At 62.4% G+C, this 25372-nt stretch carries 14 protein-coding genes; 7 read left to right on the top strand and 7 right to left on the bottom strand.

Annotated elements, in window-relative coordinates:
• Positions 1-5: 5 nt before the first annotated feature.
• Complete coding sequence (locus G3N95_RS01840) at positions 6-5453, bottom strand: AAA family ATPase (protein ID WP_205968240.1); 5448 nt, start codon at positions 5451-5453, stop codon at positions 6-8.
• A 332-nt stretch (positions 5454-5785) separates the two neighbouring features.
• Here G3N95_RS01840 and G3N95_RS01835 point away from each other — a divergent pair, with 332 nt between their 5' ends.
• Positions 5786-6985 (top strand): hypothetical protein, encoded by a 1200-nt coding sequence (locus tag G3N95_RS01835; RefSeq protein ID WP_205968239.1) that lies wholly within the window; start codon positions 5786-5788, stop codon positions 6983-6985.
• 45 nt (positions 6986-7030) lie between these two features.
• Here the strand turns inward: G3N95_RS01835 and G3N95_RS01830 are convergent, their stop codons facing one another.
• Positions 7031-9637, bottom strand: coding sequence for a PAS domain-containing protein (locus G3N95_RS01830; protein WP_205968238.1), 2607 nt, complete (start codon positions 9635-9637; stop codon positions 7031-7033).
• A gap of 278 nt (positions 9638-9915) precedes the next feature.
• On the opposite strand from G3N95_RS01830, the gene G3N95_RS01825 reads away from it, so the two are divergent.
• Positions 9916-12207 carry an FdhF/YdeP family oxidoreductase gene (locus tag G3N95_RS01825; RefSeq protein ID WP_241018166.1) on the top strand — a complete coding sequence of 764 codons (2292 nt, stop codon included), beginning with the start codon at positions 9916-9918 and terminating at the stop codon, positions 12205-12207.
• 255 nt (positions 12208-12462) lie between these two features.
• Entirely contained in the window at positions 12463-13692 is a 1230-nt protein-coding gene (locus G3N95_RS01820; protein ID WP_205968236.1) for an Nramp family divalent metal transporter, read from the top strand.
• Between the two features lie 75 nt (positions 13693-13767).
• Here G3N95_RS01820 and G3N95_RS01815 read toward each other — a convergent pair whose 3' ends face one another.
• From G3N95_RS01815 to G3N95_RS40470, 5 genes are all read right to left on the bottom strand, one after another.
• Complete coding sequence (locus tag G3N95_RS01815; RefSeq protein ID WP_205968235.1) at positions 13768-14487, bottom strand: hypothetical protein; 720 nt, start codon at positions 14485-14487, stop codon at positions 13768-13770.
• A 17-nt stretch (positions 14488-14504) separates the two neighbouring features.
• Entirely contained in the window at positions 14505-15689 is a 1185-nt protein-coding gene (locus G3N95_RS01810; RefSeq protein WP_205968234.1) for a glutathionylspermidine synthase family protein, read from the bottom strand.
• Between the two features lie 21 nt (positions 15690-15710).
• A complete protein-coding gene (locus tag G3N95_RS01805) occupies positions 15711-17099 on the bottom strand; it encodes a saccharopine dehydrogenase C-terminal domain-containing protein (protein WP_205968233.1) in 1389 nt (462 codons plus the stop codon).
• 23 nt (positions 17100-17122) lie between these two features.
• Entirely contained in the window at positions 17123-17809 is a 687-nt protein-coding gene (locus tag G3N95_RS01800; RefSeq protein WP_205968232.1) for a YdcF family protein, read from the bottom strand.
• Positions 17810-18228: 419 nt separating this feature from the next.
• Complete coding sequence (locus tag G3N95_RS40470) at positions 18229-18450, bottom strand: hypothetical protein (RefSeq protein WP_241018211.1); 222 nt, start codon at positions 18448-18450, stop codon at positions 18229-18231.
• A 657-nt stretch (positions 18451-19107) separates the two neighbouring features.
• Between G3N95_RS40470 and G3N95_RS01795 the strand changes: the two genes are divergently transcribed.
• The 4 genes from G3N95_RS01795 to G3N95_RS01780 all read left to right on the top strand — a co-directional run bounded on the left by G3N95_RS01795 (position 19108) and on the right by G3N95_RS01780 (position 25182).
• The gene (locus G3N95_RS01795; protein ID WP_205968231.1) at positions 19108-21240 is read left to right on the top strand and encodes a type I secretion system permease/ATPase; all 2133 of its coding nucleotides are present in this window, start codon (positions 19108-19110) and stop codon (positions 21238-21240) included.
• Positions 21241-21243: 3 nt separating this feature from the next.
• Complete coding sequence (locus tag G3N95_RS01790) at positions 21244-22665, top strand: HlyD family type I secretion periplasmic adaptor subunit (RefSeq protein WP_205968230.1); 1422 nt, start codon at positions 21244-21246, stop codon at positions 22663-22665.
• Complete coding sequence (locus tag G3N95_RS01785; RefSeq protein WP_346778341.1) at positions 22655-24109, top strand: TolC family protein; 1455 nt, start codon at positions 22655-22657, stop codon at positions 24107-24109. Before G3N95_RS01790 ends, G3N95_RS01785 begins: the two co-directional genes overlap by 11 nt.
• Before the next feature lie 161 nt (positions 24110-24270).
• Positions 24271-25182 (top strand): hypothetical protein, encoded by a 912-nt coding sequence (locus tag G3N95_RS01780; RefSeq protein ID WP_205968229.1) that lies wholly within the window; start codon positions 24271-24273, stop codon positions 25180-25182.
• Positions 25183-25372: the final 190 nt, after the last annotated feature.

The following is a 25372-nucleotide window of genomic DNA, read 5'->3' as shown; positions in this document are numbered from 1 at the left end:
ATCGGCTAGGCCGGCATGGTCTGGCCGTCGGGAATTCTCACCTTGATCGTCGTACCGGCTCCGGGCGAACTGATCACGTTGATCTGGCCGCCCAGCATCAGAACGCGCTCTTCCATGCCCGCCAGTCCGAATGATCTCTTTCTGATCGCCAGAACATCGAATCCGCGACCGTCGTCGCGCACCTCCAGAAGGCAGGCGTCGGGCGTCCGCTTCAGCGTGATGAGGACCTGGCTGGCGGCCGCATGACGGGCGACATTGGTCAGCGCTTCCTGGACGAGGCGAAACAGCACGATCGCGCAGTCCTCGCTCACGACGATATTCTCGTCCTGCAAGTGGAGGCGGCAAACGGTACGGCTGTCGTTGCGGTTGAACTCGGCCGCGAGCCACTCGAACGCAGCCGCAATGCCGGCATCCAGTGCCGCAGGGCGCAACGACGTAATCACGCTCCTGACGACCTGCATGGTTTCGTCCACCAGGGCGACCAGTGCCTGGGTCTGTCCGGCCAGATCCGGGCGATCGTTGCCGAGTTGCATGCTCAACACCGACGCCCGCAGGCGCAGTGCGGTGAGATGTTGTCCGAGTTCATCATGCATTTCCCGCGCGATATGCTTGCGCTCCTCCTCGCGGGCCGTCTCGCGACGTGAATTCAGTTCCCGCAGCATCTCGTACGATTCGCGCAAGCGGTGCTCGGCCTCCTTGCGCTCGGTCAGATCGACCACGAAAGCGACGCCTTCCTTGCCGCTGGAGTCGAACGCGACCCTGCCGACCATCACGGGCACGCGGCTGCCGTCCTTCCTGACGTATTCCTTTTCGGCGGGTTGAATGCTCCCGTCCTGCCGGATCTGCGCCAGCGCCCGGGCGGTGCTTTCGCGCCATTCCACTGGCGTCAGATCCTTCCACCGGAGCCGGTCGGACACGAGTTCCTCGCGCTCGTATCCCACCATCCGCAGGAATGCGTCATTGGCTTCGAGAATGTCGCCTTCGGCGTTCCACACGATGATGCCGATGATATTGGCGTCGACGAGCCGCCGGATCCTCGCCTCTCGTTCCGCCAGGTCGCGGTACAGACGGGTTATTTCGAGCGAGGTCGCCGCCTGGCAGGCGAGGAGCCGGAGCACCGCAATCCGCGCAGGTGCGAAGGCACGCGTGATCAGATTGTTTTCGAGGTACAGCGCGCCGATGAGCCTGGTTTGATTCACCAGCGGCAAGCAGAGAATCGAACGGGTGCGATATCCACGGATGTATGGATCCGTCGCGAACGTGGGCTCGCCCACGGCATCGTCGAGAATGACGCTTTCTCCGGTACGAAGCACATGGTAGAGAACCGACTCGGGCATCACCGTCGCGCTTGCGGGTACATCGCACAGTTGCACGCGAGGCTCGCCGCCATCCGTGCGGGCCTCCGCTGCAATACGTTGTCCGCTTGCGTCCGGAAGAATCAGCAAGCCTCGCTCGGCGCCCGCTTGTCCGATTGCCGTGCGCATGATCATGTCGATCAGCTTGTCGAGGACGATCTCTCCCGAAACCGCCTGCGACACCTTGATGACGGTAGCAAGGTCGAGGTGTTCGACGGATGCGCCGATCGTACCGCCCGGTCCGGCTGCCCGCTCTTCGTCCCGCAGATGCGGGTAGCGCTCGTCGAGTTGCCGCACTTTGCCTTCGGCACCCCAACGCCGGTAGCCGCGCCGCGCGTCCTGCAGGTACATGCGCGCAATCCGGTCGAAACCGCGGTCCGCGTAGAAACTGGACGCGAGTTCATTGGCGAGCGCTTCGTTGTGCCCGAAGCCGTTCGCGCGCGCCGAGCGGACGGCCTCTTCGTACAGGCGCATCGCCTCGACATCGCGGCCTTCCAGGCGTGCCAACTCGGCACCGACCAGCGCAGCACGGTTGCCGAAATTCTCCGGGCAGTTTTTCGCACAGATCTCCAGTTGCCGATGATGGGCCGCGATGGCGTCGTGGTGGTGCTGCCGCTCCCCGGCGGGTGCGCGGTCGCAATATGCAGCCAGGGCCAGAGCACCATAAAAATGGTATTCGCTCTCTTCCAGGTGCGATGACGAACTCCACAGCAGTTGTCGCGCAGTCGACGCCGCGTCCATGGCGGCGCCGTAGTCGCCTGCGAGATAGCGCCCTTGCAGCTTCCGGATCCAGTACCAGCAAGCGGGAGTCGCGAGAGCGGGGTTGCCGGACAGATGCTGCTCGATTCGAAGCTCGTTGAACCCGCCGTGGTCGAAGCAACCGAACTGGAGCGTCGCGCCGCGCAGCATGCGGATCAGCGCGAGCTGTGTGGTGAGGTTGTCGACGGCGAGCCCGAATCGCGCCTTCCCGGCAAACGCGAGTCCCTGTTCGGCCTCGCTTTCGACCTCGATCAACGGCGCACCGGCGAACAGCAGGTCCGTCACGATATGGCAGCGCGTATAGGCGCCGGACGGAACGTCCCCGGTGCGGTTCGCCGCATCGAATGCGCGCCGCAGCATCTCGCTGCTGCGGCGGACATGCTTCGTCCAGCGCATCACGTACAGCGCGAAGCAGAGATACGTCACGGCCTCGAAACGTTTGAGCCCGCGTCGTTCGACCAGTTCGTAGCCAAGCTGGCCGAACTCGAATCCGGCCTGATAGTCGCGAAAGCGCGGCCCGGCGATCCGCGGAAACATGACGTACGCAAAACACGACGCATCGCAGTTGCCACGTTCGAGGCTAAGACTGATGACCTTGCATATCGTCAGGGAGGCCAGATTGGCATCGGTGAACCATGCCGGCCTCAGGAGCTTGCTGAGCACATCAGCGGTCGAGAGGGATGCCGGGTCTTGCATCAGGGGCAAATCGACGAGCGAACCGATCGTGCGGCCCGCAAGCCGGGCGACGATATTTCCGTATTCCCGCTGCACGTCGGTCTCTTCCGGATGCGCCGACCAGTCGATGCCGACTTGCCGGAGATGGTCCAGACAGACGTCGACGGCGCGGCCGCTGAGATCGAGCGTCAGGTAGACGTCCATGCGCAGACACGCGACATGCGCCTGTTCGACGGTGGTCGCGGCGCGATGTGACAGCATCGCCAGGCGCTCTTCGGCGAGCGCTAACCGGCCGGTGAGAAATTCGCATTCGGCACGGTTCAACTGCAGCGCAAACATCAGTTCATGTTCGTCCTCCCAGCAATCGTCCTGCAGGCGTTCCGCGCCCGTAGTCAGATAGGCGAGCGCGGACGAATAGGCCGTCGACGCTTTCGCTCGCCGGCCGGCGATCAGGTTGAACCGGGCAAGCTGCTCGCGTTCGTCCCGCGAGGTCACCAGTGCCGCGCCACGGTTGAGCTGACTGACGATCTCGAAGATCGCCTCTTCACGTTTGTCAGCGGGTGTTTGCGCCGCGAGCAGCCGCCCGATACGCAGATGGGCGTCGGCGCGCGAATGTTCCGGGATCATCGAATAGGCGGCTTCCTGCACACGGTCGTGCAGGAACCGGTAGGCGTTGTCCCGCAGTTCGACCAGTTCATGATCGACAGCCGGGCGCAGCAGCGCACGGACCTTCTGCGTCGAGATGCCGAACACCTGCGTCAGCATCGCGGCCGACGCGCTGTTGCCGAGACAGGCGAGCTGCTGTAACGCGCCCTGTGTTCCCGTCGACAAACGCTTCAGCTTCGCGACCATCAGGTCCACCACGTTGTCGGCGTATCCCTTGTCGTGAATGTGGCGCAGGTCCCAGCGCCAGTTGGCCGTGTCGTGATCGAAGGTGAGCAACCCCTCGTCACCGAGTGCATGCAGAAACTGGATGACGAAGAATGGATTGCCGGCCGTCTTCGCGTGCACGAGGTGCGCAAGCGGGGCAGCACGTTCCGGCTCGCAGAAAAGCGCTTCCGTGATCAGCTGTGTTACGTGCTCGCGGGCGAGCGGGGCGAGCGCAATCTCATCGAGCCTCGCGCCTGCGCGCCTCATTGCATCGAGCTTACGCATCAACGGATGCGTGGCATCCACCTCGTTGTTGCGATACGCGCCGATCAGCATCAGGTACTGCAGATCCGAGCGGGTCAGGAGATCCTCGATCAGTTCGAGTGTCGCGGCGTCGAGCCATTGCAGATCGTCGAGAAAAAGCGCCAGCGGATGCTCGCGTCGCGCAAAGACGCCCATGAAGCGGCGGAAGACAAGCTGGAAACGGCGTTGCGCCTGATGCGAGTCGAGTTCCGGGACGGCCGGCTGTTCGCCGATGATGAGCTTCAGCTCGGGAATCAGGTCGGTCACGAGCCGCGCATCCGGTCCGAGTGTCCTGATCAATGCGTCGCGCCAGAGCGCCAGTTCCGATTCCCGCTTGCCAAGAAGCGGGCGCACCAGGCCCTGAAAAGCCTGTATCAGAGTCGAATACGGTATGTCGCGCTTGTACTGGTCGAACTTGCCCGACGCGAAGAGTCCCCGTGGCGGAACCAGCACCTTGTGCAGTTCATTGACGACCGCAGACTTGCCGATGCCGGAATAACCGGACACCAGCACCAGTTCGGGCGTACCGCTCGTGACGACACGCTCGAACGCGGCGACCATGGCGTCGACTTCGCGCTCCCGTCCGTAGAGCTTTTCCGGGATCGTCAACCGGTCGGGCGTGTCGTGTTCGCCCAGCGGGAAGGCATTGACGTGGTGCTGGCGCTGCCATTCGGCGAGGCACCGCCGCAGATCCTGTTCGACGCCCGCTGCCGTCTGATAGCGCTCTTCGGGTGTCTTGGCGAGCAGCTTCATCACGAGGTCCGAGATCGCCTGCGGAATCGTGTCGATCCGCTCGGCAGGCGGCATCGGCTTGCGCGCAACATGGCAATGCACCCATTCCATCGGGTCCGTGGCCGTGAAGGGCAGCGTACCGGTGAGCATCTGATAGAGCGTCACCCCGAACGCGTACAGGTCGCTGCGCGAATCGATTGAACGATTCATCCGGCCGGTCTGCTCGGGTGCCATGTAGGCGAGGGTGCCGGCGATCGTTTCCGGCGGCTGCGGCAATTGCCGCTCGCGTGGCAGCGGTGACGCGATGCCAAAGCCCGTCAGCCGGACATGGCCGTCCGTGCAGTTCACCAGGATATGCGCGGGCTTGATGTCCTTATGGACGAGGCCACGCTGATGGAGCTTGCCCAGGGCCGCGGCAATGCCAACGGCGTGGGACAGGACGCGTTCCATCTCGCCGGGTACGCCGACCAGCCGTTCGAGCGGCTCGCCACCGGGATCGGCGAGCACCAGCGCGATTCGTCCGTTTTCGCGCACCAGCCTGATTGGGCGCACGGCCCACATGTCGTCGAGCTGGTCCTTCAGCGCAAATTCGTGAGCAAGGCGATCGAGGACGGCGGGCAGGGGATGTTCGCCGGCGGTGCGCGCGATCAGCACGCAATCGCTTCCATCCGGGGATCGGCTCCGGCAAAAGACGCGCTCGCCGTCCTCCCACAGGATCTGGACACTGCTACCTGCGTCGGAGCCGTATGGAGCGTTCATCTACCGTAGTTTAGCGTCAGGCGTGTGCACGCCATTTTATCAACGGGAACGCGCCCCCAATTTGTCTGGATTGTCGTCGCCGGGTGCGCGTGGAACCCGTCCGAGCGTGCCGTCGACGCGAACGACGCGATGGTCCAGCTCGAACACGGAGTTGTTCCGTATCGCGCGGTCGATCGTCTCACCGTCTCGCCGTCGAACATCTGTATTACCCGCGGCTCGCAGCGCGGATGAAGTCGCCAGTTGCGCAGTGGTCTCCGGCGGGCACATGCGTTGCGTATGCGGTTTGTACAGAGGTGGCGAAAAGGCCGCTCCGAAATGACAGGGAGACACTCATGAGACAAACCGTGATAGGCGTGTACGACGGCTATGCAGAAGCGTGTTCGGCGCAACGGGCGCTCTGCGAGGCCGGTGTGGCGCAGGCGGATATCGCCATCTACTCGAAGTCGATCAGTGCGGCCGTCGAGAAGGGGCCGCGTGTTTATGCTCCAGGCAGCGGCGGAATGCGCCATCACGCGCCGGTATTCGATCAACTCGAGCAACTATTTGCCCGGCTCTTCGAGAGCGGCAAGTACCCGCCGGAAGCGGAGGACTACAGGGAATTCATCCGCCGCGGCGGGACGGTCGTCAGCGCCGACGTGTCCGAAATGCAGGTCGATCTGGCTCGCGATGTGATGCGCCGCATGGGCGCAGCCGACATCGAGGAACGCATGAACGCGTGGCGGAACGGGTCGGACAATGCAGATATTGCGAAGGACTTGCCGCATCGCGGCAGCGCGGTCGCGGCCGAACCGGCTGCGCAACATGGATCGTCAACGAGCGAACGGGGCGGCGCGGTGAACGCCGAAGACGTACCTATGCTCAGCGAAGAGGCCGACATGGCGGGATGGAGCATGGCGTCCGCGACGGGAACGACGACGGAAGAGCCGGCCGCGCCGCGCGATACATCGCCGGCTCATGGCGTGCTCCCGACCACAAGCGATGTCTCGGCCACGCGGAAAGAGGAGACGCCAGCCGCTGCCCACCCGACAATGGTAAGTGGGATGCAGCAGGTCACCACGCGTTCCGCGGAGCCGGAGACGCTGCCGTTCTCCCAACAGAAGCAGCGACAGGTGTCGGAAGTACCCGATGTCGGGCTCGCTCGCACATCGTCGGATGTGTCCGCGCGGCTCAAAGGCGGCACAGGCCGCCCGTCGGCTGGTGGCATGAGTTCGGTACGCGCTGAACAGTCGCCGATGACGGGTCTTGTCGGCGATCCCATCATCGGTACTCCGCTGGACGACGATCCCTACGATGATGAGTTCCGCAAAGATTACGAAACTCACTATGCGGATACGGGCGGCTCATATGACGAATATCGGCGCGCCTACACACATGGGACCACGCTCGGACAGGACGAGCGATACCGCGAGCAGGACTGGCAACGGGTCGAGGCGAGCGCACGCGAGGATTGGGAGTCCCGTTATCCCGACAGCGGGTGGGAACGGTTCAAGGCTGCGGTGCGGCACGGGTGGGAACGCGTCAAAGGCCTCTGACGCCGGCAGCGTCACACCGTATGGATCGATATCGAAGCTCACGCATCAAGGCTTCGTCAATGAGGAGAGCAGCTTGAGCAGGCTCTCGATATTGACAGGCTTGACGAAGTGATAGTCGAAGCCGGCCGATTGTGCCCTGAGCCGGTCTTCGGCTTGTCCATAGCCGGTGATCGCGATCAGGAGCGGCGACGTTTCGTCCTTTGCTCTGAGCCGGCGCGCCAGGTCGTAGCCGTCGATATCGGGCAACCCTATATCGAGCAAAGCGGCATCGGGTTGTAACTGTGCGGCGGCCTCGATCGCTTCTGCGGAGGAATAGGCGGTGCGCGCGAAATGGCCTTCCGATTCGCACAACATCGCAAGCGAATCCGCGGCGTCGCGATTATCGTCGACGATCAGCAGCCTCAGTGCAACCGGCTTGGCAATCGCGGCGGGCTCCGACAACACGAGTGCCGAATGGCGTTCGTGATGATGAAGGCGTGGCAGACATACCGTAACGGTCGTGCCGTGACCCTCGCCCTCGCTCTGCACGGTGATCGTGCCGTCATGCAGTTCGACCAGTTTCTTGACCAGCGACAGCCCTATGCCGAGGCCGCCGTTCGAACGGTCGAGCGTGCGCTCTCCCTGTGAAAAGAGTTCGAATACTTTCGGCAAAAGCTCGGCGGAAATGCCGCTGCCCGTGTCGGTCGTCACGATCTCGACCCACATCTCGTCAGCCCTCGCGCTGATCGAGATGCGGCCGTCTTCGGGCGTGTATTTGCTCGCGTTGTTGAGGATGTTCACGAGGATCTGCGAGATCCGCGTCACGTCGCCCCGAACCCACGCCGTCGCGTCGGACACGTCGACCTGGATGTGCTGTCCGCGCGCTTCGACGGACGCAGCCATCGCCTCGACCGCGTGATAGACGGCCGTTCCAACAAGAATCGGCTCAAGCTGAAGCGCGATCCGGCCTTGCGTGATACGCGACACTTCGAGCAGATCGTCGACGATACGCGTCATGTGCTCGGTCTGTCTGCGCATCAGTTCGATGAGGCTTGCAGAACGTGGATCGTTGCCGTTCTGCTTCTCGAACAGCGCAATGGCCGTGCGGATCGGCGCGAGCGGATTGCGCAGTTCGTGCGCCAGCATCGCGAGAAATTCGTCCTTGCGACGGTCCGTTTCGCGCAGCATCAACTCCATGCGTTTGCGGTCGGTGATGTCCACGACGCTCGCAATCAGACGCAACGGTTTGCCGTCGGCGCTTCGCTGAAGCAGGGCGCTGCCTTCCATCCATTGTTCGCCACGCGGGCTCAGCACGCGAAACTCGAAATGCGCGCCTGGGTCGTCGCCCGCCGCGAGCTGCCGCACATAGCCGTCGAGCACGGGACGATCGTCGGGATGAACGCGCGACAGCGCGGCTTCATACGTGAGCGTTTCACCCACGCGTGGCTCGCCGCCCATTTCGAACGACAGTGTCCATGAAGCGAGATCGACCGCGACAATATGGATTTCCGCGGCCTGCATGGCGACGGTCAGACGCAGGCTGCGCGCTTCGATGGCGGCCTGTGCTTCATGCTGCGCCGTCACATCGGTTGTCGTACCAAACCACTCTTGCAGCGTGCCATGTTCGTCGTACAGGGGCGCCGCATGGGCCTGAACCATCCGGTAATGGCCGTCGTAGCGGCGCATACGAAACGTGATCGTGCCCGCCGATCCATTACGCAGGACGGCCAGCCACGCCTCGCGTGCCACCTCGCGATCGTCGGGATGCACAAAGTCGAGCCATCCCCAGTTCGCGAGTCGCTGAGGGTCTGCACCGGTGAACTTGCCCCACGGCTCATCGGCGGGACGGATTTCTCCGTCTGCATGCGCGGCCCAGACGAGCGCACCCGTCGATTCAACCAGCGCGCGATAGCGCCGCTCGCTCAGAATGAGTTTGTCTTCAGCGGCGCGCTGCCGCGAGATATCGAACGTAACGCCGTGAACGCAGGAAAGCTCGCCTTTCTGGTCGAATTCCGGATGGCCGCGCATGCGCAGCCAACGCGGCGGATTGTCTGCGTTGTCCAGCAGGAAATCGAGCTCGAACGGCCCGCCGCGCTTGAGTGCCTGTGCAACACGTTGTTGAAAGGTCTCGCGCTGCGCGGGTGCAATCCGGTCCCACAAATCGGATAGCGCGACTGCGTCGGTGCCTGGTGGAAACGAATAGAGTTCGGCAAGCTGCTCGGTCATGCGCACATGCCGGCTTCTCATGTCCCATTCCCATGCGCCCATGCCGCCGCCCTGGCACGCGGCCTTCAGCCGCCGCTCACTTGCCTCATACATGGCCCACGCGTGCCGGCAATGATGAATGTCCGTTGCCACGCCGACGGTATCGGCGATGCGGCCGCTGTCATCGCGTTGCGCCTGCAAATGCAGCGTGTGCCAGTGAAAGACCCCATCGCCGCGCAGCAGGCGCACGTCGACGTTGCGCAGCAGGTTGCCGTCGTGCATCTGGCGTAGCGAGTCGAGCACCAGTTCGATGTCGTCGGGATGAACAAATTCGTGCCAGCTGCGGCCAGGTATCTGCGGCGCGGGGATGCCGAGGTAGCTCGATGCCCACGGGTTGACGTAGCGCACCACGCCCGCCCGATCCGCGCGCCAGACGAACGATGGAAGGAAATGAGCAGGATCGTACATGTGCGCTCCCTCTCCGGCGGATGGGTAGGCCGCTTTGCTCCATTTCAGCGATGCCGCAGGTGTGCGGTCATGCTCCACACGCTCGATCGGATGCGCGATGGTCACCGGTCACAAGGAACCGCGATCGCTCGATGTGCATGTGCTGAGCATATGTCGGGCCCGCGCAGCCATCAAGACTGGCAGGCCGCACGACGGGGCGCAGGCCGGCGATATTCCAGCCAGAAGCAAGCGGCACAGCGGATGCTTGCATCGCATCCAGAATACTCATGGAGCACACGATGAGCACGGTGCACAAGAAAACAGACGCGTATCGGCACGCGAGCGGAGGATGGGGCTCGGTCAAGGCCGTGGCGGGCGCAGTGATGCATGAAGGCGCGCCCGTCACGACGAGCCGGGTGCTGGTTCACCAGAACAAGACTGATGGCTTCATGTGCGTCAGCTGTTCGTGGGCCAAGCCCGCGCATTCGCATCCGTTCGAGTTCTGCGAGAGCGGTGCAAAGGCGACCGCATGGGATCTGACTTCGCGCCGCGTCGATCCCGAGTTCTTCGCTGCGCACACGGTGACGGAACTCGAAGCATGGCACGATCACGATCTCGAGGAAGCGGGGCGCCTGTGCGCGCCGATGCGCTGGGACCCCTCCACTGACCGCTATGTCGAAACCACCTGGGAGCACGCGTTCGGCGAGATCGGCCGCGAACTGCGCGCGCTCGATCCCGATGCCGCCGTGTTCTATACGTCGGGGCGCGCATCGCTCGAAACCTCGTACATGTATCAGCTGTTCGCGCGCATGTACGGCACCAACAATCTGCCCGACAGTTCGAACATGTGTCACGAGAGCACGAGTGTCGGACTGACGGAAGCGATCGGCGTCGGTGTCGGCACCATCACGCTCGACGATTTCGCGCATACCGACCTGATGTTCTTCTTCGGCCACAACGTCGGCACCAACAGTCCGCGCATGCTGCACGATCTGCAGGCGGCACGCGAACGCGGCGTGCCCATCATCACCTTCAATCCGATCCGCGAGCCGGGGCTCGTCAGTTTCGTCAATCCGCAGTCGCCGATGCAGATGATCAAACCGGGCGCGACGCAGATCAGCACCCAATATCACCAGGTGAAGGCGGGCGGGGATTCGGCCGCGCTGGTCGGTATCTGCAAGGCCGTGATCGAAGCGGACGATCTCGCGAAGTCGGAAGGACGCCCGCGTATCGTCGACGTGACGTTCATCGAAGCACACACGACAGGCTTCGACGCCTTCACCGCGTATGTGCGCGCCACCGGCTGGGAAGCGATCGAGCGCGTCAGCGGCCTGCCGCGCACGGCGCTGATCGAAGCGGCCGACGCCTATATGCGCGCCAACGCCGTGATCGCCCATTACGGCATGGGCCTCACGCAGCATCGTCTGGGCGTGCAGAACGTGCGCATGATCGTCAATCTGCTGCTCCTGCGCGGCAATATCGGCAAGCCCGGCGCGGGACCGTCGCCGATTCGCGGGCATTCGAACGTGCAAGGCCAGCGCACCGTCGGCATCACGGAAAAGCCCAGGCTGGCGCCACTGGACAAGCTGGCGGAGCAATATCGTTTCGAACCGCCGCGCGAAGAGGGCATGTCGACGGTCGACGCCTGCAAGGGCGTCATCGACGGGCGTGTGCGCGCCGTCATGCAGTTGGGCGGCAACCTCGTCAGGTCGGTGCCGGACCGCTACGCGATCGAACCCGCGTGGCGCAAGCTGCGTCTGACCGTGAACGTGGCGACCAAGCTCAATCGCAGTCATCTCGTGCATGGCGAGGTGTCGTATTTGCTGCCGTGCCTGAGCCGCATCGAGATCGACCTGCGTGAAGGCAAGCCGCAGGCGGTCGCGATGGAGGACAGCACGGGCTGCATGCACGGCTCGCGTGGCGTCGCGTTGCCCGCCAGCGACCGGCTTCTGTCAGAGCCGGCCATCGTCGCGGGCATTGCGATGGCGACGCTCGACCACTCCTCCGTCGACTGGGAAGCGTGGAGCAACGACTACGCGATGGTCCGCGACGCGATCGCCGAAACCTATCCGGACATCTTTCACGACTTCAATGCGCGCCTGTGGACGCCGGGCGGTTTTCATCGGCCGCTCGCCGCGCGCGAACGGAAATGGAAAACGAAGAGCGGCAAAGCGGAGTTTGGCCTGCCCGAGACGTTGCACGAAGACCCCGACATGCCGGAACGCAGCCCCGTCGATCTGCGTCTGTTCACGCTGCGCAGCGACAGCCAGTTCAACACGACAATATATCGGCTCGACGACCGCTTTCGCGGCATCAGCGGCACGCGGATGGTAGTGCTGATGAACCCGGCGGATATCGCCCGTCAAGGACTCGAGGCAGGGATGACGGTATCGCTCGAGGCCGTTTCGCCCGATGGCGTCAAACGCCGGGTAGATGGATTCCGGGTGGTCAGTTTCGACCTGCCCGATGGCTGTGCTGCGGGCTATTACCCGGAATGCAATCCGTTGATTCCGCTCTCGCATCATGCAAAGGAGAGCAAGGTGCCGGCAGCGAAGTCGATTCCGGTGCGGATCGTCCGCGAGCAGGTTTAAGGTTTTCGGGGCGGGAAAGGGAGCAGGGCGCCGACTCGCTGATTGGACGGCGCGCTATCGCCTGGGCTGCCCCCGGCTGTCCGTTGCGGGAACGCAAACGCGTGACGGTCACCTCATTCGGCATAGAAAGTACTGGTTTCCAGAAACGGCAACCTATGCGCGGCCGGTGATTCGCTGGGGATGACCATGAAAACATACGAGAACAAACAGATCGATCCGGAGCTCGTCGTCGAGGACGAGGCAGAGCGATCATGGATGAAGCGTCTCGGCCCAGGGCTCATAACAGGCGCCGCGGACGACGATCCTAGCGGGATCGCCACCTATACGCAGGCGGGCGCGCAATTCGGCTTCGGTCTGCTCTGGACGATGTTGCTGTCCTATCCGCTGATGGTTGCCATCCAGTCGGTGAGCGCGCGATTGGGGCGCGTCACAGGGCGGGGGCTTGCGACGAATCTGCGGCGTCGCTATCCGGCCCCGGTCCTCTATGCTGCCGTGGCAGTCCTTCTGGTTACGAACACGATCAACATAGCGGCCGACCTCGCTGCAATGGGCGCCGCCACCCAACTCGTGCTCGGCGGACCTGTCCAGCTATACGTCGTCATTCTGGGTACAGCATCCCTATTGCTGCAGGTTTTCGTTCCTTATGAGCGTTATGCACGAATCCTGAAATGGCTCACGCTTGCATTGTTTTCCTACGTGGCTTTGGCGTTCGTCATCCCTATCGACTGGAAAGCCGTGGCGCTCGGCATGGTGAAGCCGCCTGTCAGGTTTTCATCCGATTATCTGACGACAGTCGTTGCTGTACTAGGCACGACGATCAGCCCGTATCTGTTTTTCTGGCAGGCATCGCAGGAGGTCGAGGAGATCAGGTCTCAGCCGGCGCAGCAACCTCTTTTGCGTGCCCCGTTGCAGGCAGGCACGCAACTCAAGCGGATCAATTTCGACACGTGGGTCGGCATGGCCATATCGAATGCCGTTGCGTTTTTCATCATGTTGTCCGCTGCTGCGACGTTGCATGTCCATCACGTCGAGGTGAAAACGACAGCCGATGCGGCAAGTGCATTGAAACCCATCGCCGGCGAGATGGCGTTCGCCTTGTTCAGTCTCGGGATTGTCGGCACCGGCCTGCTTGCGTTACCGGTTCTGGCGGGGTCGGCCGCCTACGCAGCGGCAGGCGCGATGAAATGGCGCAACAGCCTCGCGTTGCAGGTCAATCTGGCCAAACAGTTCTACGCCGTCATTGCAGTTGCGCTACTCGGCGGTGTAGTACTCACATTCGCACACCTCGATCCTATCAAGGCGCTCTACTGGAGTGCGGTCGTCAACGGGATCGCTGCCGTACCGATCATGGCTCTCGTGATGCTGATGGCGAGCGACCGCTCAGTGATGGGGGCATTCGCACTGCAAGGCATCCTGCTTTGGGTCGGTTGGCTGGCGACGGCCGTGATGGGCATGGCGGCGATCGGTATGTTCTGGCCGGGGTGACGCCAGGGCATTCGAACGGCAGTCCTGCTACGCGGCGTGCGCGCAAGGGGCGGGCTACGGGTAGTAGCCGCAGGTTCACCCGCCGCCTGAGCCATGTCCGCCACCGAAACCGTGTCCGCCGCCACCACGTCCCGACGTAAAGCCGCCCCGTGAAATCGCGTGACTTTCGCTGACCGATACGGCATGAGGCGAACGCACGAATGCCGAACCGCCCGCGTGGAGCACACTTTCTCGCACAGTGAGAGAAGCTTCGGTGCCGTGCATCGTCTGCGTTAGCGGAGCGTCTTCGGTCTGTATGCCGTTGGGGTGATAAACGGTTCCGGTGCGGGTGTAGTAAGGACCGTACCAATGGCCGGAGTGAAAGAGCCTGCCCGACGAACCAATGCTGGTAGCTTCGTGTGAGCTGGTCGCAGAGCAGTCCTTCGCTTGTTGCGTTGCCTTGCCCGTATCGATTGAATCAGCTTCGACTGCAGCGCTCGCTGCCTCCGCGGTGGCGCTAGCCACGACCGTGGATGCTAACGTGGCGCCAGCAATATCAGCGTCGTTGTCCTCGCAGACGTAGCCGCAATCCGAAGGCTGGTTCCAGTCTGCGAGACACTCGGCCAGCGAATCGTAACGCACGCGCTTGACCTCGACCGCCGTATCGTCGCCCGTATCCGCGCTCTCGTTGACGTAATACAGCAGGGTGCTTACCGCGATGAGGCTGCCTACGCCGATCAGCATCAGTTTCGGACTGGCAACCGGCTTCTTCGAAGGGGAACCGGCCGAGGATCGTTTCCTACGTGCTTTGCTCATGGTGAAATCGTGAAAGATCAATCAACGGTGAAGAAGTGCGGTACGCACCACGACGTATTCGTCGCGATCAACGCCGACTGTTCGCGCATACATAGCCCAGCGGGCGCGTCGTCGACGATCCATGCACCAAGGGTGACGAACCGTTCGCCATCGGGTGTCGCGAAGCGCGGGCAAGGCATGTATGCCTGGTACACGTAGCCTTCCCGGCCGTATTCGCCGCCACGGGAAACTACGCCGTTCGGTGTCGTCAACGTGACGTTCGCGCCTTCGCGTGAAAAGAGAGGCTTCCTTGCGTGTGGCCGGCCCGCGAAACGATTGGCGTCGAACGACGCTTCGAGCAGATTGGGATGATCAGGGAAGCATTCCCAAAGAATGGGCAGGATGCCCTTGTTGGAGAGAACCATCTTCCAGGGCGGCTCGACCCAGCGGCAGCGATCGAGCAGCAGGTCACTCGCGTAAGCGGAATCCGCCATCCATTCCCACGGATACAGCTTGAACATCAGTTCTATCGTGCGGCCTTCCAGATCGATGAACTGGCCGCGGCCGTCACTGCCGATGTCCTTCATGTCGATCAGCTTGACCGACCAGCCTGCCTGGACGGCTGTGTCCATAAGGTACTCGACGTTGCAGACATCCTCCTGACTTTCGAACTGGCAGGCGAAGTGCAAGAGCCCGACATCCGTGTAATGGGCGCGCAGCAGACGCCAGCGCGCGATCAGCGCCTCGTGCAAGCTGTTGAACTGATCCGCTTCCGGCCGCACGTCTTCCTTCCAGAACCATTGCGCGAGGCTTGCCTCGATAATCGACGTCGGCGTATCGGCGTTGTATTCGTAGAGCTTCGGCACGCCTTGGGGATCCAGCGTGAAATCGAAGCGGCCGTACAGCGTGGGATCGTCCCGCTCCCACGAACGGGCGATCCACTCGCCCATCTGCGGCGAAATGCCGAGACGGGCAAAATCGCGCCTCGCGATCACGTACTCGACGGCGTCGAGGCACCGCTGGTTCAGTTCAAGCGCCGCCGCGTAGATTCGTTCGATCTCTTCCGATGTGAAGCGATACGCGACGTCCTCGCGCCAGTAGACGAAGGTGTTGTCGTCCACGTGCTGCGGCACGTCGTGCTCGTCGAGGGAGTGGAAGTGGAAGCCGATGGCTTCGAGGCGGGCGGGCCAGCCTCGCCGGGGAATCTGGAAAGTGCGTTGCATCGGGATGTGCGAAGCGAGGCGTCAACTTTGAGGAACGGTTTTGCGCGCGTGCGAGCCGGCGAGCGTGAGGCCGGGCAGGAGGAATTCGTCGAACGTCAACGCGCCTGCGGAACCTTCAGGTTGCCATGACGTGATGACGCACTGAATGGGCTCCCAGTATGGCCTTGCGCGTTCATACGTGGCTTCGTGATCGAGACGTTCGGACTCGACGATGCCTTCATCGGGATGGTCAAGCATCCATTGCATGCCGGCAATGATGCTCGACACGACCTGTAGGCTCGTCGCATTGTTGTGCGCGGCAAGCTCGCGCGCCTGGTCAATCGATAGTGCGGAGCCGAGCCAGACGGAACGGCCGCGTCCGCTCATCACAAACACGCCCAGTTCGTCGATACCTTCGACGAGTTCTTCCTTGAGCACCCGTTCGTGCCAGTCGCATTCCGCGTGCGGCAAATCGAGCATGTCCAGTGAGGCGATGGCGTCTTCACATGGTCGGTACGCGTAATAGACGGTTGGGCGCGTGCTCTTGCGCGTCGTGAAATAGTCGGCAATGGAAAGCGATTCGTTGTGCGTCAGGATGCAGGCTGTCATCGAGCCGCGCATGGGCGTCCAGGTCTGCACGGCGATTTCATGGCCGCGCTGCTCCAGCTGGATGGCGGCTGACGGCTTGCCGCTCAGTTGGCACGCCTGCGCCGGGATCCGGCGTTCGTGACTGCCCCAGCCCAGTTCGACTGGCTGAAGACATTCGGTAACGAAGCCTTCCACCGACCACGTATTGACGAATTCGCCCTCGTTGCGCGGCACGCGGGCGTGCTGGGTGTCGCATTCCGATATCTGGATCACGCGGACGTCGAGGGCATCAGCCAGATCTGCCCACTGTTCGCGTGTGCGCGGCGTCGCGTGCTTTCCCGGTTCGAGCGCCTGCGCCAGAACGAGGAGCGCTCGCTTGACCAGGATCGATACGAAACCTGGATTGGCCCCATGAGCGACGAGCGCCGTTATTTTCCATGTCCGTTGCAGGGCGAGCTCGAGGATTTGCTCGCGAAGCGCGTGATTGGAGGTTGCCGCGATGCTGTCGCCGGTGAGCGTATAGGCCCAGGGTTCAATTCCCGTATCGAGATAGAACGCGCCGACGGACTGGGCGAACAGAAGCAGCTCGCTGCTGCTCACGGCCGGCGCAAGATTGAGCAGGAAGACGCCGGGCTGGAGATAGGGTGAGAGGGCGGTTTGGTAGTTTGCCTTGTTGATCCGACAATGGATGAGATCGACCCCCAGTTCGCGAGAACGCGCTTGCCGCACCTCGTCCGCGAACTGATCGATGGCAACGATGCGACACCCGGGAAAGTGCCTGCGTAACAAGGGAACCACGGCCTGCCCGATATTGCCGAAGCCGACCAGTACTACCTGATCCACGTCATGTGCATGCTTGGGATACTTCACGTTTGCGGGACAACCAGCCTGAACAGAAACAACATGGGGCGCACGGAAACAGGGCGGGCATCCGGATTCAGTCCAAGACGAATGCGATAGATCGCAAAAGCAGGGACCTCGCGCCAGCTCGCATAGAGATCGGTCAGGCGGAAAGCGTGCGGCCAGTCGCCATACACCGTTGGTGCTCCTGCGCGTTCGAAGGCGTACCGGGCGCGCGCCAGATGATAGTACTGCGTGACCAGCAGTACCCGCGACAGGTTGTGCGCTCGCATATAAGCGAGGGCGTTACGCGCCGTGGCAAGGGTATTGTCGCCCGCGCGATCGACGGTGATGCAACTGTCGGGCACGCCATGCGTCAGAAGATAGTGGCGCATGGCAGCAGCTTCGTCACGTCCGGGGCCGTCGATACTGCCGCTGACAAAGAGTCGGGGGCACGCGCCCGATCGATAACATTGGATGGCAACCTCAAGGCGGGAAAGCAGGATAGGCTCGGGCAAGCCATCAATGGTCAGCGCGTTGCCGAAGACTACGGCAAGGTCCGCCCGGCCGTCAGGCATGGTTAAACCGCTGACGCAGAGACAGGCCGCGGCAGCCGTCCATGCGACTGCGATGATGATGCCGGTGGTAAGCAGGCGCCGTCGACGGCGGATAACGTTAGTGTTAGCAGTATGCAATGACTTTACTTCGCTCATCCGACCGCAGGTCTATCGTCGACTCCACAAAATCGGCAGGTTCAATGCTCACATGGCGACATATATTGTGCACGTAGGCGAGGCGATGCGCCCCGTTCTTGACAACTATTAACGATAATCATCCGAGAGACGATCATCATGGATGTCGACTCTTCAGCAACGTGCCTTCCATCTGGTTGCGCAGATCGTGAGCCGACCCGGGCAGGTTCCTGCAAACCTCCGTGAGATCCGGTCACTTCCGTGGCAGCATCCGCGGCAACCGGCGTGCTCCGGTCGATGAAATCAATCGACGGTCTGCCTTCGACCCAGCTTGTAAGCATGCGAGTTCCATTGGATCGCGAACGTGCAATGCCTGGACGAACTGTTCTGGCGACGACAGGGTGCGCTTTAGCCGACCGCACTCGATATCAACACATGTGCTACTCGACCGATCCGGTTGAGCAGTAGTGCGCGAGGTGTTCTTCAGAAGGCGTGAAGCCTTTCGCTTTCGCGAGTTCCCAAGGGCGTTCGCAACGCTGCGTGTGCTCACACCACGAATAACCGGCAGAGCCGATACAGCCATGTGCATCGCGATCCGCTCCGACGACATCGGTCGGTGTGTCAGACGCTGATGAAACGCATCCCCCAAGCGGGCAAATCATAGCGGATGCGATAAGCGAGATGGCAAGTAAGCACTGACGCATAGAAACCTTAGGATTGAAAGAAAACGTATTGTGAAGAAGTCTACCAGCGTCTCCAACCGTGCTTCCGATCAGGTCGCCACGCAATGGTTCGCCTGAGTCACGAGACGCCTGGTGCGACCTTCTTCAAATGCTCGAAGGCACTACTCTTCCACTGGCTGCGCGACCTGTGGCAAGCGACGCGATGTCTCGACCCAAAGCGCTCGACGCGCTCGACGCCAGATTCGTTATGTAGATATCCATAAGTTATCAGGATTGGCTTCGAATGACCCTTCGTATTTAATTTTAATTTTCGCACTCGTCACTCAGCGCACTGCGCTTGTGATAATTCACTGTCATACAAATGCTATTACGTTTTGAGAAGAGTGTGTTCCGAGAGATCCGGTACTAGAAAGTCATCGATATGTCTTGTACGTTCGTGTGTAGATGTAATTGTGTTTTGACGTGTCGCAAATTCTAAATCCATCTAATTCTGTGGTTGGCAAATCCCAATATTAAGTAATGTGTTTAGGTGAATGTACCTGTTAGTATGACTAATCGAATGTCAGTGCAGGCTTAAGAAGATTGAGTGACTGAAAAGTCACCCGCCACGGATCAAAACGTCAACACAAAGAAATAATGAATCCCTCCATTGACTCTGCCATCGGAGAGAAGAATGACCCGGGACTTTGGTCCCTCGTCACCATCGCACGTTTTCACAACATCGCCGCCGACGCGGCACAACTGAAGCACGCTGCCGCCCTCGCCACGACGCAATTCAGCGGCAAAGATCTCGTTCTCGCGGCGAAAAGCATCGGCCTGAAGGCCCGCATTGTTACGCTGCGCGCACACGCGTTGCCGACTGCGCCACTGCCCGCGCTCGTGCTCGATCGCGACGGCCAGCACTTCATCCTCGCAAAAAGTGACGGCAAGACCGCGCTGCTTCTTGAGCGGGGGGCGGCTGCGCCGACCGTGCGACCAGTGGAAGAGATTCTTGCGCGCAGCACCGGCGAAATCATTTTGTTCGCCTCGCGCGCGTCGCTTGCCGGAGAACTCGCGCGCTTCGACTTCTCATGGTTCATCCCCGCGATCGTGCGTTACCGGAAGCTGTTGCTCGAAGTGCTCGGTGTGTCGCTGGTGCTTCAACTCTTCGGCCTCGTCTCGCCGCTGATGTTCCAGGTCGTGATGGACAAGGTGCTAGTCAATCGCACGTACTCCACACTGAACGTCGTCTGCACGACGTTGCTCATTGCTTCGGTATTCGAGGTACTGCTTACGGGCCTTCGCAATTACGTGTTCTCGCACACCACGAACCGGATCGACGTCGAGCTGGGGGCTCGCCTGTTCCGGCATCTCGTCGCGCTGCCGCTGGGTTACTTCGGCGCGCGGCGTGTGGGCGATACCGTTGCGCGCGTGCGCGAACTGGAGAACATCCGTAACTTCCTCACCGGCCAGGCGCTCACTGCGATCATCGACATCGCGTTCTCGTTCGTGTTCATCGGCGTGATGTGTCTTTACAGCGGCTGGCTCACGCTGCTCGTCGTGGCCTCGTTGCCGGTGTACGGCATCGTCTCCGCGCTGCTCGTGCCGGCGTTCCGTGTACGCCTGAACGAGAAGTTCGCGCGCGGCGCGGACAACCAGTCGTTTCTCGTTGAAGCCGTCTCAGGGGTCGAGACCGTCAAGGCCATGGCCGTCGAGCCGCAGTTCATCCGTCGTTGGGAATCGCAGCTCGCAGCCTACGTGAGCGCGGGTTTCCGCGTGAACCAGCTCGGCAACGTCGGGCAGCAACTGATCCAGCTCGTGGGCAAGCTCGTCACGCTGGGCACGCTCTTCGTCGGTGCGCGGCTCGTGATCGACGGTCGTCTGAGCGTGGGCGAACTCGTCGCGTTCAACATGATGTCGCAGCGCGTGAGCGCGCCCGTACTGCGGCTCGCGCAATTGTGGCAGGACTTCCAGCAGGTGGGCATCTCGATGCTGCGGCTGGGCGACATCCTCAACGCGCGCACCGAGATTGCGCAGACGCGTCAGGCGCTCCCGCCCATTCGCGGCGACGTTTCGTTCGAGAACATCCGCTTCCGCTACCGTCCTGACGGCCCGCTCGTCATCGACGGCGTGTCGTGCAATGTCCGCGCGGGTCAGGTGATCGGCATCGTCGGGCGCTCGGGCTCGGGCAAGAGCACGCTCACGAAGCTGCTGCAACGGCTTTACATTCCCGAGGGCGGCACGGTGCGCATCGACGGCCAGGATCTTGCGCTCGCCGATCCCGCGTGGCTGCGCCGCCAGGTCGGCGTCGTGCTGCAGGAGAACCTCCTCTTCAACCGCAGCGTGCGCGAGAACATCGCGTTGAGCGACCCGGGTGTGCCGCTCGAAGCGGTGACCCACGCCGCGAAGCTCGCGGGCGCGCACAGTTTCATCTGCGAGCTGCCCGAGGGTTACGACACGGTGGTGGGCGAGCAGGGCGGCAACCTGTCGGGCGGCCAGCGCCAGCGGCTTGCCATCGCACGCGCGCTGCTGACGAATCCGCGCATCCTCATCTTCGACGAGGCGACGAGCGCGCTCGACTTCGAGACCGAGCGCATCATCCGCGAGAACATGAAGGCGATCTGCGCGGGGCGCACCGTCATCATCATCGCGCACCGGCTCACGGCCGTGCGTCACGCGAACCGCATCCTCGCGATGGATCACGGGAAGATCGTCGAGGAAGGCGATCACGACACGCTGCTGCGGCGCGGCGGCTACTACGCGCATCTCGTCTCCCTTCAGGATGCCTGAACCATGCCATCGATGAAACTACAGGCGTTCGCCGGGCTCGTGCGCCGCTATGCGGCCGTGTGGCGCGAGGTCTGGCAGATCCGCTCGCAGCTCGAACGCCCGGCGCGCGACGCTGACCAGCTCGCGTTCCTGCCCGCCGAACTCGAACTGGTCGAGACGCCCGTGCATCCCGCGCCGCGCTGGACGATGCGTATTCTCGCACTGCTCACGGTTCTCGCGTTGCTGATCGGCCTGCTGGGGCGGCTGGATATCGTCGTGACAGCGAGCGGCAAGTTCATTCCGAATGCTCGGGTCAAGACGATCCAGCCGGCCATCACGGGCGTGGTGCGCGAGATCGGCGTGAAGGACGGACAACACGTGAAATCCGGCGACCTGCTCATGAAGCTCGACACAACACAGGCCGCCGCCGATGCCGACAAGGCGCACATGTCACGGCTCGATGCCGAGCTTGCGGCGGCGCGCGCCAATGCGCTGCTGGCCTCGCAGCAGGCGAACCGGGCGCCGCTCGTGGCGAAGGTCGACGACGCGCCCGACTCGCGCATGCGGGACGCGCAGCGCCAGGCCGAAGGCGCGTGGTTCGAATACCGCGATCACTACGACGGCGAAAAGGCGGAACTGGCGAAGCGTCAGGCGGAACTGGAGAGCACGCGCGCGCAGATCGCGAAGCTCGCGCAGACGGCGCCGCTCGCGCGCCAGCAGGCCGATGCGTATCGCGCGCTGGTGAACGATAAATACGTGGCGCGTAACGACTACCTCGACAAGGAGCAGTCCGCGATCGACAGGGAGCACGAACTCGCCGCGCAGCGCGCGCACGCGAACGAACTGGCAGCGGGCATCGCCCAACAGCGCGCGCAGATCGATGCCACGGCGTCGAAGTTCCGTCGCGACCAGCTCGACGAACTCGAGAAGGCCACGCAGCAGGCCACGCAGAACCGCGACGACGAAACCAAGGCGCAGACGCGCCAGGCGCTCATGAGCCTCACGGCGCCGGTTTCGGGTACGGTGCAGCAGCTTTCGGTGCACACGCTCGGCGGCGTGGTGACGACGGCGCAGGCACTCATGGAGATCGTCCCCAACGATGCGCTGGAGGTCGAGGCGAGGCTGCAGAACCGCGACATCGGCTTCGTGCAGGTCGGACAGCGCGCGGCGGTGAAGATCGAGGCGTTTCCGTATACGCGCTACGGCTATCTGGACGGCACGATCACCGAAGTCTCCAACGACGCCACGCAGGACAAAAAGCTGGGGCTGACGTTTCCGGTGCGCATCCGGCTCGCGACGAACCGCATCCATATCGACAACCGCTGGATCATGCTCACGCCGGGCATGGCCGTGACGGCCGATATCCGCACGGGCACACGCAGCGTGATCGGCTACTTCCTCGATCCGCTGATGCGCACGGCCACGGAGGGGATGCGTGAACGCTAACCGCAAACCCATTAGCCGCAAACCCGCTGGCCGCCGATTCATGACGTTCCTGATGCTGGCCGCGACCAGCACGGGCGCGCACGCGTTCGATCCACTGCGCGTGGAACGGGACATTTCCGCCACGGCAGGCGGCGCTATCGTGCCGGTGTGCGCCTTCAGCGGGGCGCCGTCGCGTCCGCTGCGCCTGGCCGAAGCCGTCGAACGCACGCTGTGCAACAACCCGAGGACGCGCGCGGCGTGGGCGGTGGTGAAGGCGCAGGCGGCCGGCGTGGGCGCGGCGCGTGCCGCGTATCTGCCGACGATTTCTGCAAACTGGCAGGGCGTGCGGGAGAGTTCTGTGATCGACATCGAGAACCATCCGGCGCTCAGCGAGGACATCAACGCGTTCACGCGCACGGCAGGCGTGAGCCTGAACTGGCTGCTGTACGACTTCGGCGGGCGCGAGGCGGTGCTGAGGAACGCAAACGCGCTGCTCGAAGCGGCGCGCGCTACCCAGGATGCAACGTTGCAAAGTTTTTTTGCGCAGGCGGCTAAAGACTACTACGCGACGCAAACGGCGATCGGCGAACTGAATGCCGCGCAGGACGTGGAGGCGATGACACGGCAGAGCATGGCGGCCGCGCAGGCACGCGCCGATAAAGGCGTGGCACCGGTCACCGATGCGTTGCAGGCGCAGACGCAGCACGAGCAGGCGGTGTTCAGCCTGACGAAGGCCGAAAGCGACGCGCAGACGGCGCTGGGCACGCTCGCGGCTGACATGAACCTGACACCTGATGTGCCGCTGGAGGTGCCGGCGGTGACGGATGAAGCACGCGTCGATCACAACTTCAACGAAACGGTGGCGGAAATGATCCGCGCCGTGCAGGCGGCGCATCCGTCGGTGCGCGCGGCACAGGCGCAGTACGACGCGGCGCTGGCGAAGGTCTCGCAGACGCGCGCGCAGGGGTTGCCCAGCATCAGCCTGGTGGCGAAGTACAGCCGCAACAACCAGCCGCAGAGCTTGGGGCTGGGGCTCGCGACGTATTCGTCGACGGGGCATGACGCGTATATCGGTGTGCAGGTGAGCATTCCGCTCTTTGAGGGGTTCGGGCGCAAGTACCAGATCGATCAGGCGAAGGCACAGGCCGAGCGGCAGGAGGATGCCGTCGAGGACGCGCAGCGGCAGGTGGCGCTGGACGTCTGGAGCAGCTACCAGTCGCTCACGGGTGCGACGAGGAACGCGCAGAACAGCGCGAACCTGCTCGACATCGCGCAGCGCTCGTGGGACGCGGCGAAGCACCGGTACGACGCGGGAGTGGGAAACATCCTTGAACTGTTGAACACCCAGGCGGCGCTGGCGAATGCGAGGCAACGCAGGATTCAGGCGCTCGCGGACTGGGATAACGCGCGGGTGGACATGGCGGCGAAGCTCGGCACGCTGGGGCGATTGGACGTTTCACCTTGACGGTTACGGGGAGCCGCCACGCGGTTTGACAAGGCAGTACACGCGTCGGTATTCGAGAAAAAAGTTTATTTTGGGGCCGCGACTATACGACACGGTCCCGTTTCACCCACGCCGGAGGTTCGGTGTGGTTTTTTAGTCCGTTATGTACTTAGGAGTACATCATGAGTAATCCCATCTATAACATATCGCAGCCTAACGTCAGCGCGAAGTACGACAACTCAACATTCGACATTCAGAGCGGCGCGTCACTGAACCTGACGGGCTCCTCCGACATGCTCGTTCTCGAGAGCGGTGCGCTGGGCGCCACGATGGTCGGCAGCAACAACACTGTCATGGGATCTAATGTCAGCCACGCGCAGGTGACGATCAACAATTACACATCCACTGGCAATTCCGTGGTGCTCGGTTCCAATAGCTCTGTTTGGGACTACGGCACCAGTGATTCCATCACCGTCGGCGCCAACAGCGTGGTCTCTGTGTATGGAGTGGGCACAACGATCAATGCCAAACAAGGTGGTGATTCAATCTATACCTGGATGAGCAATGTCGTAAACGGAAGCAATGATGCTATCTGGATTACGAACAGTGACAATAGTTCTCCGGCATCCAGTTCATCGGTTAACGGCAGCAACAATCAGGTTCATATGCTAACCGGAAATGGAACTCTCACCGTCACTGGCTCCAACAACGCGATTAGCGTCGACGCACCGGCGTTCGCTTATCAGGTCGAGAGTGTGCAGACCAGTACCGTATCGGTGACGGAGAGCCTCAACGGTATCGTGCTGACTGGCGCTATCGACCCCACTTCGGTGACGCTGAACAGCGGCGTCGCGACCGTGCAACTGGGTAATGGCAACGTGGCGTCGCTCAACAACGTCGCTTCGGGTACGTCTCTCGAGTATATCGACGCATCGGGAAAAGCCAACTGGTACGTGTTGCAGGATTCGGGGGCGCAGAAGCTTGTCGCCGCGATGGCTGTGTATCAGCCCGATGCGCCCGGCACGGGGTTCACGCCGACCAACAGTGACTCGCCGACGCTGCAATTGTCTGCTGCGTCTTCTGTGCAACACTAGTCGGCAAATTCGCCGTGCATTCCTCACGGCAAACGGAGCACGGCAGGCATCTCAGTTCGAAGAAAATAGACAACTGAGCGCCTGGTGAAGAGGGCGGGATCAGTACTTTACGGCATTGATTCCGCCCTGGAGCGCTCGCAATGCCAGCGGTTGCTTTACGCACCACTCAGTCTGTCCCGTGTTACTCACG

Source organism: Paraburkholderia sp. Tr-20389 (assembly GCF_017104565.1).
GTDB lineage: Bacteria > Pseudomonadota > Gammaproteobacteria > Burkholderiales > Burkholderiaceae > Paraburkholderia.
This window is presented reverse-complemented; position numbering and strand designations above follow the sequence as displayed.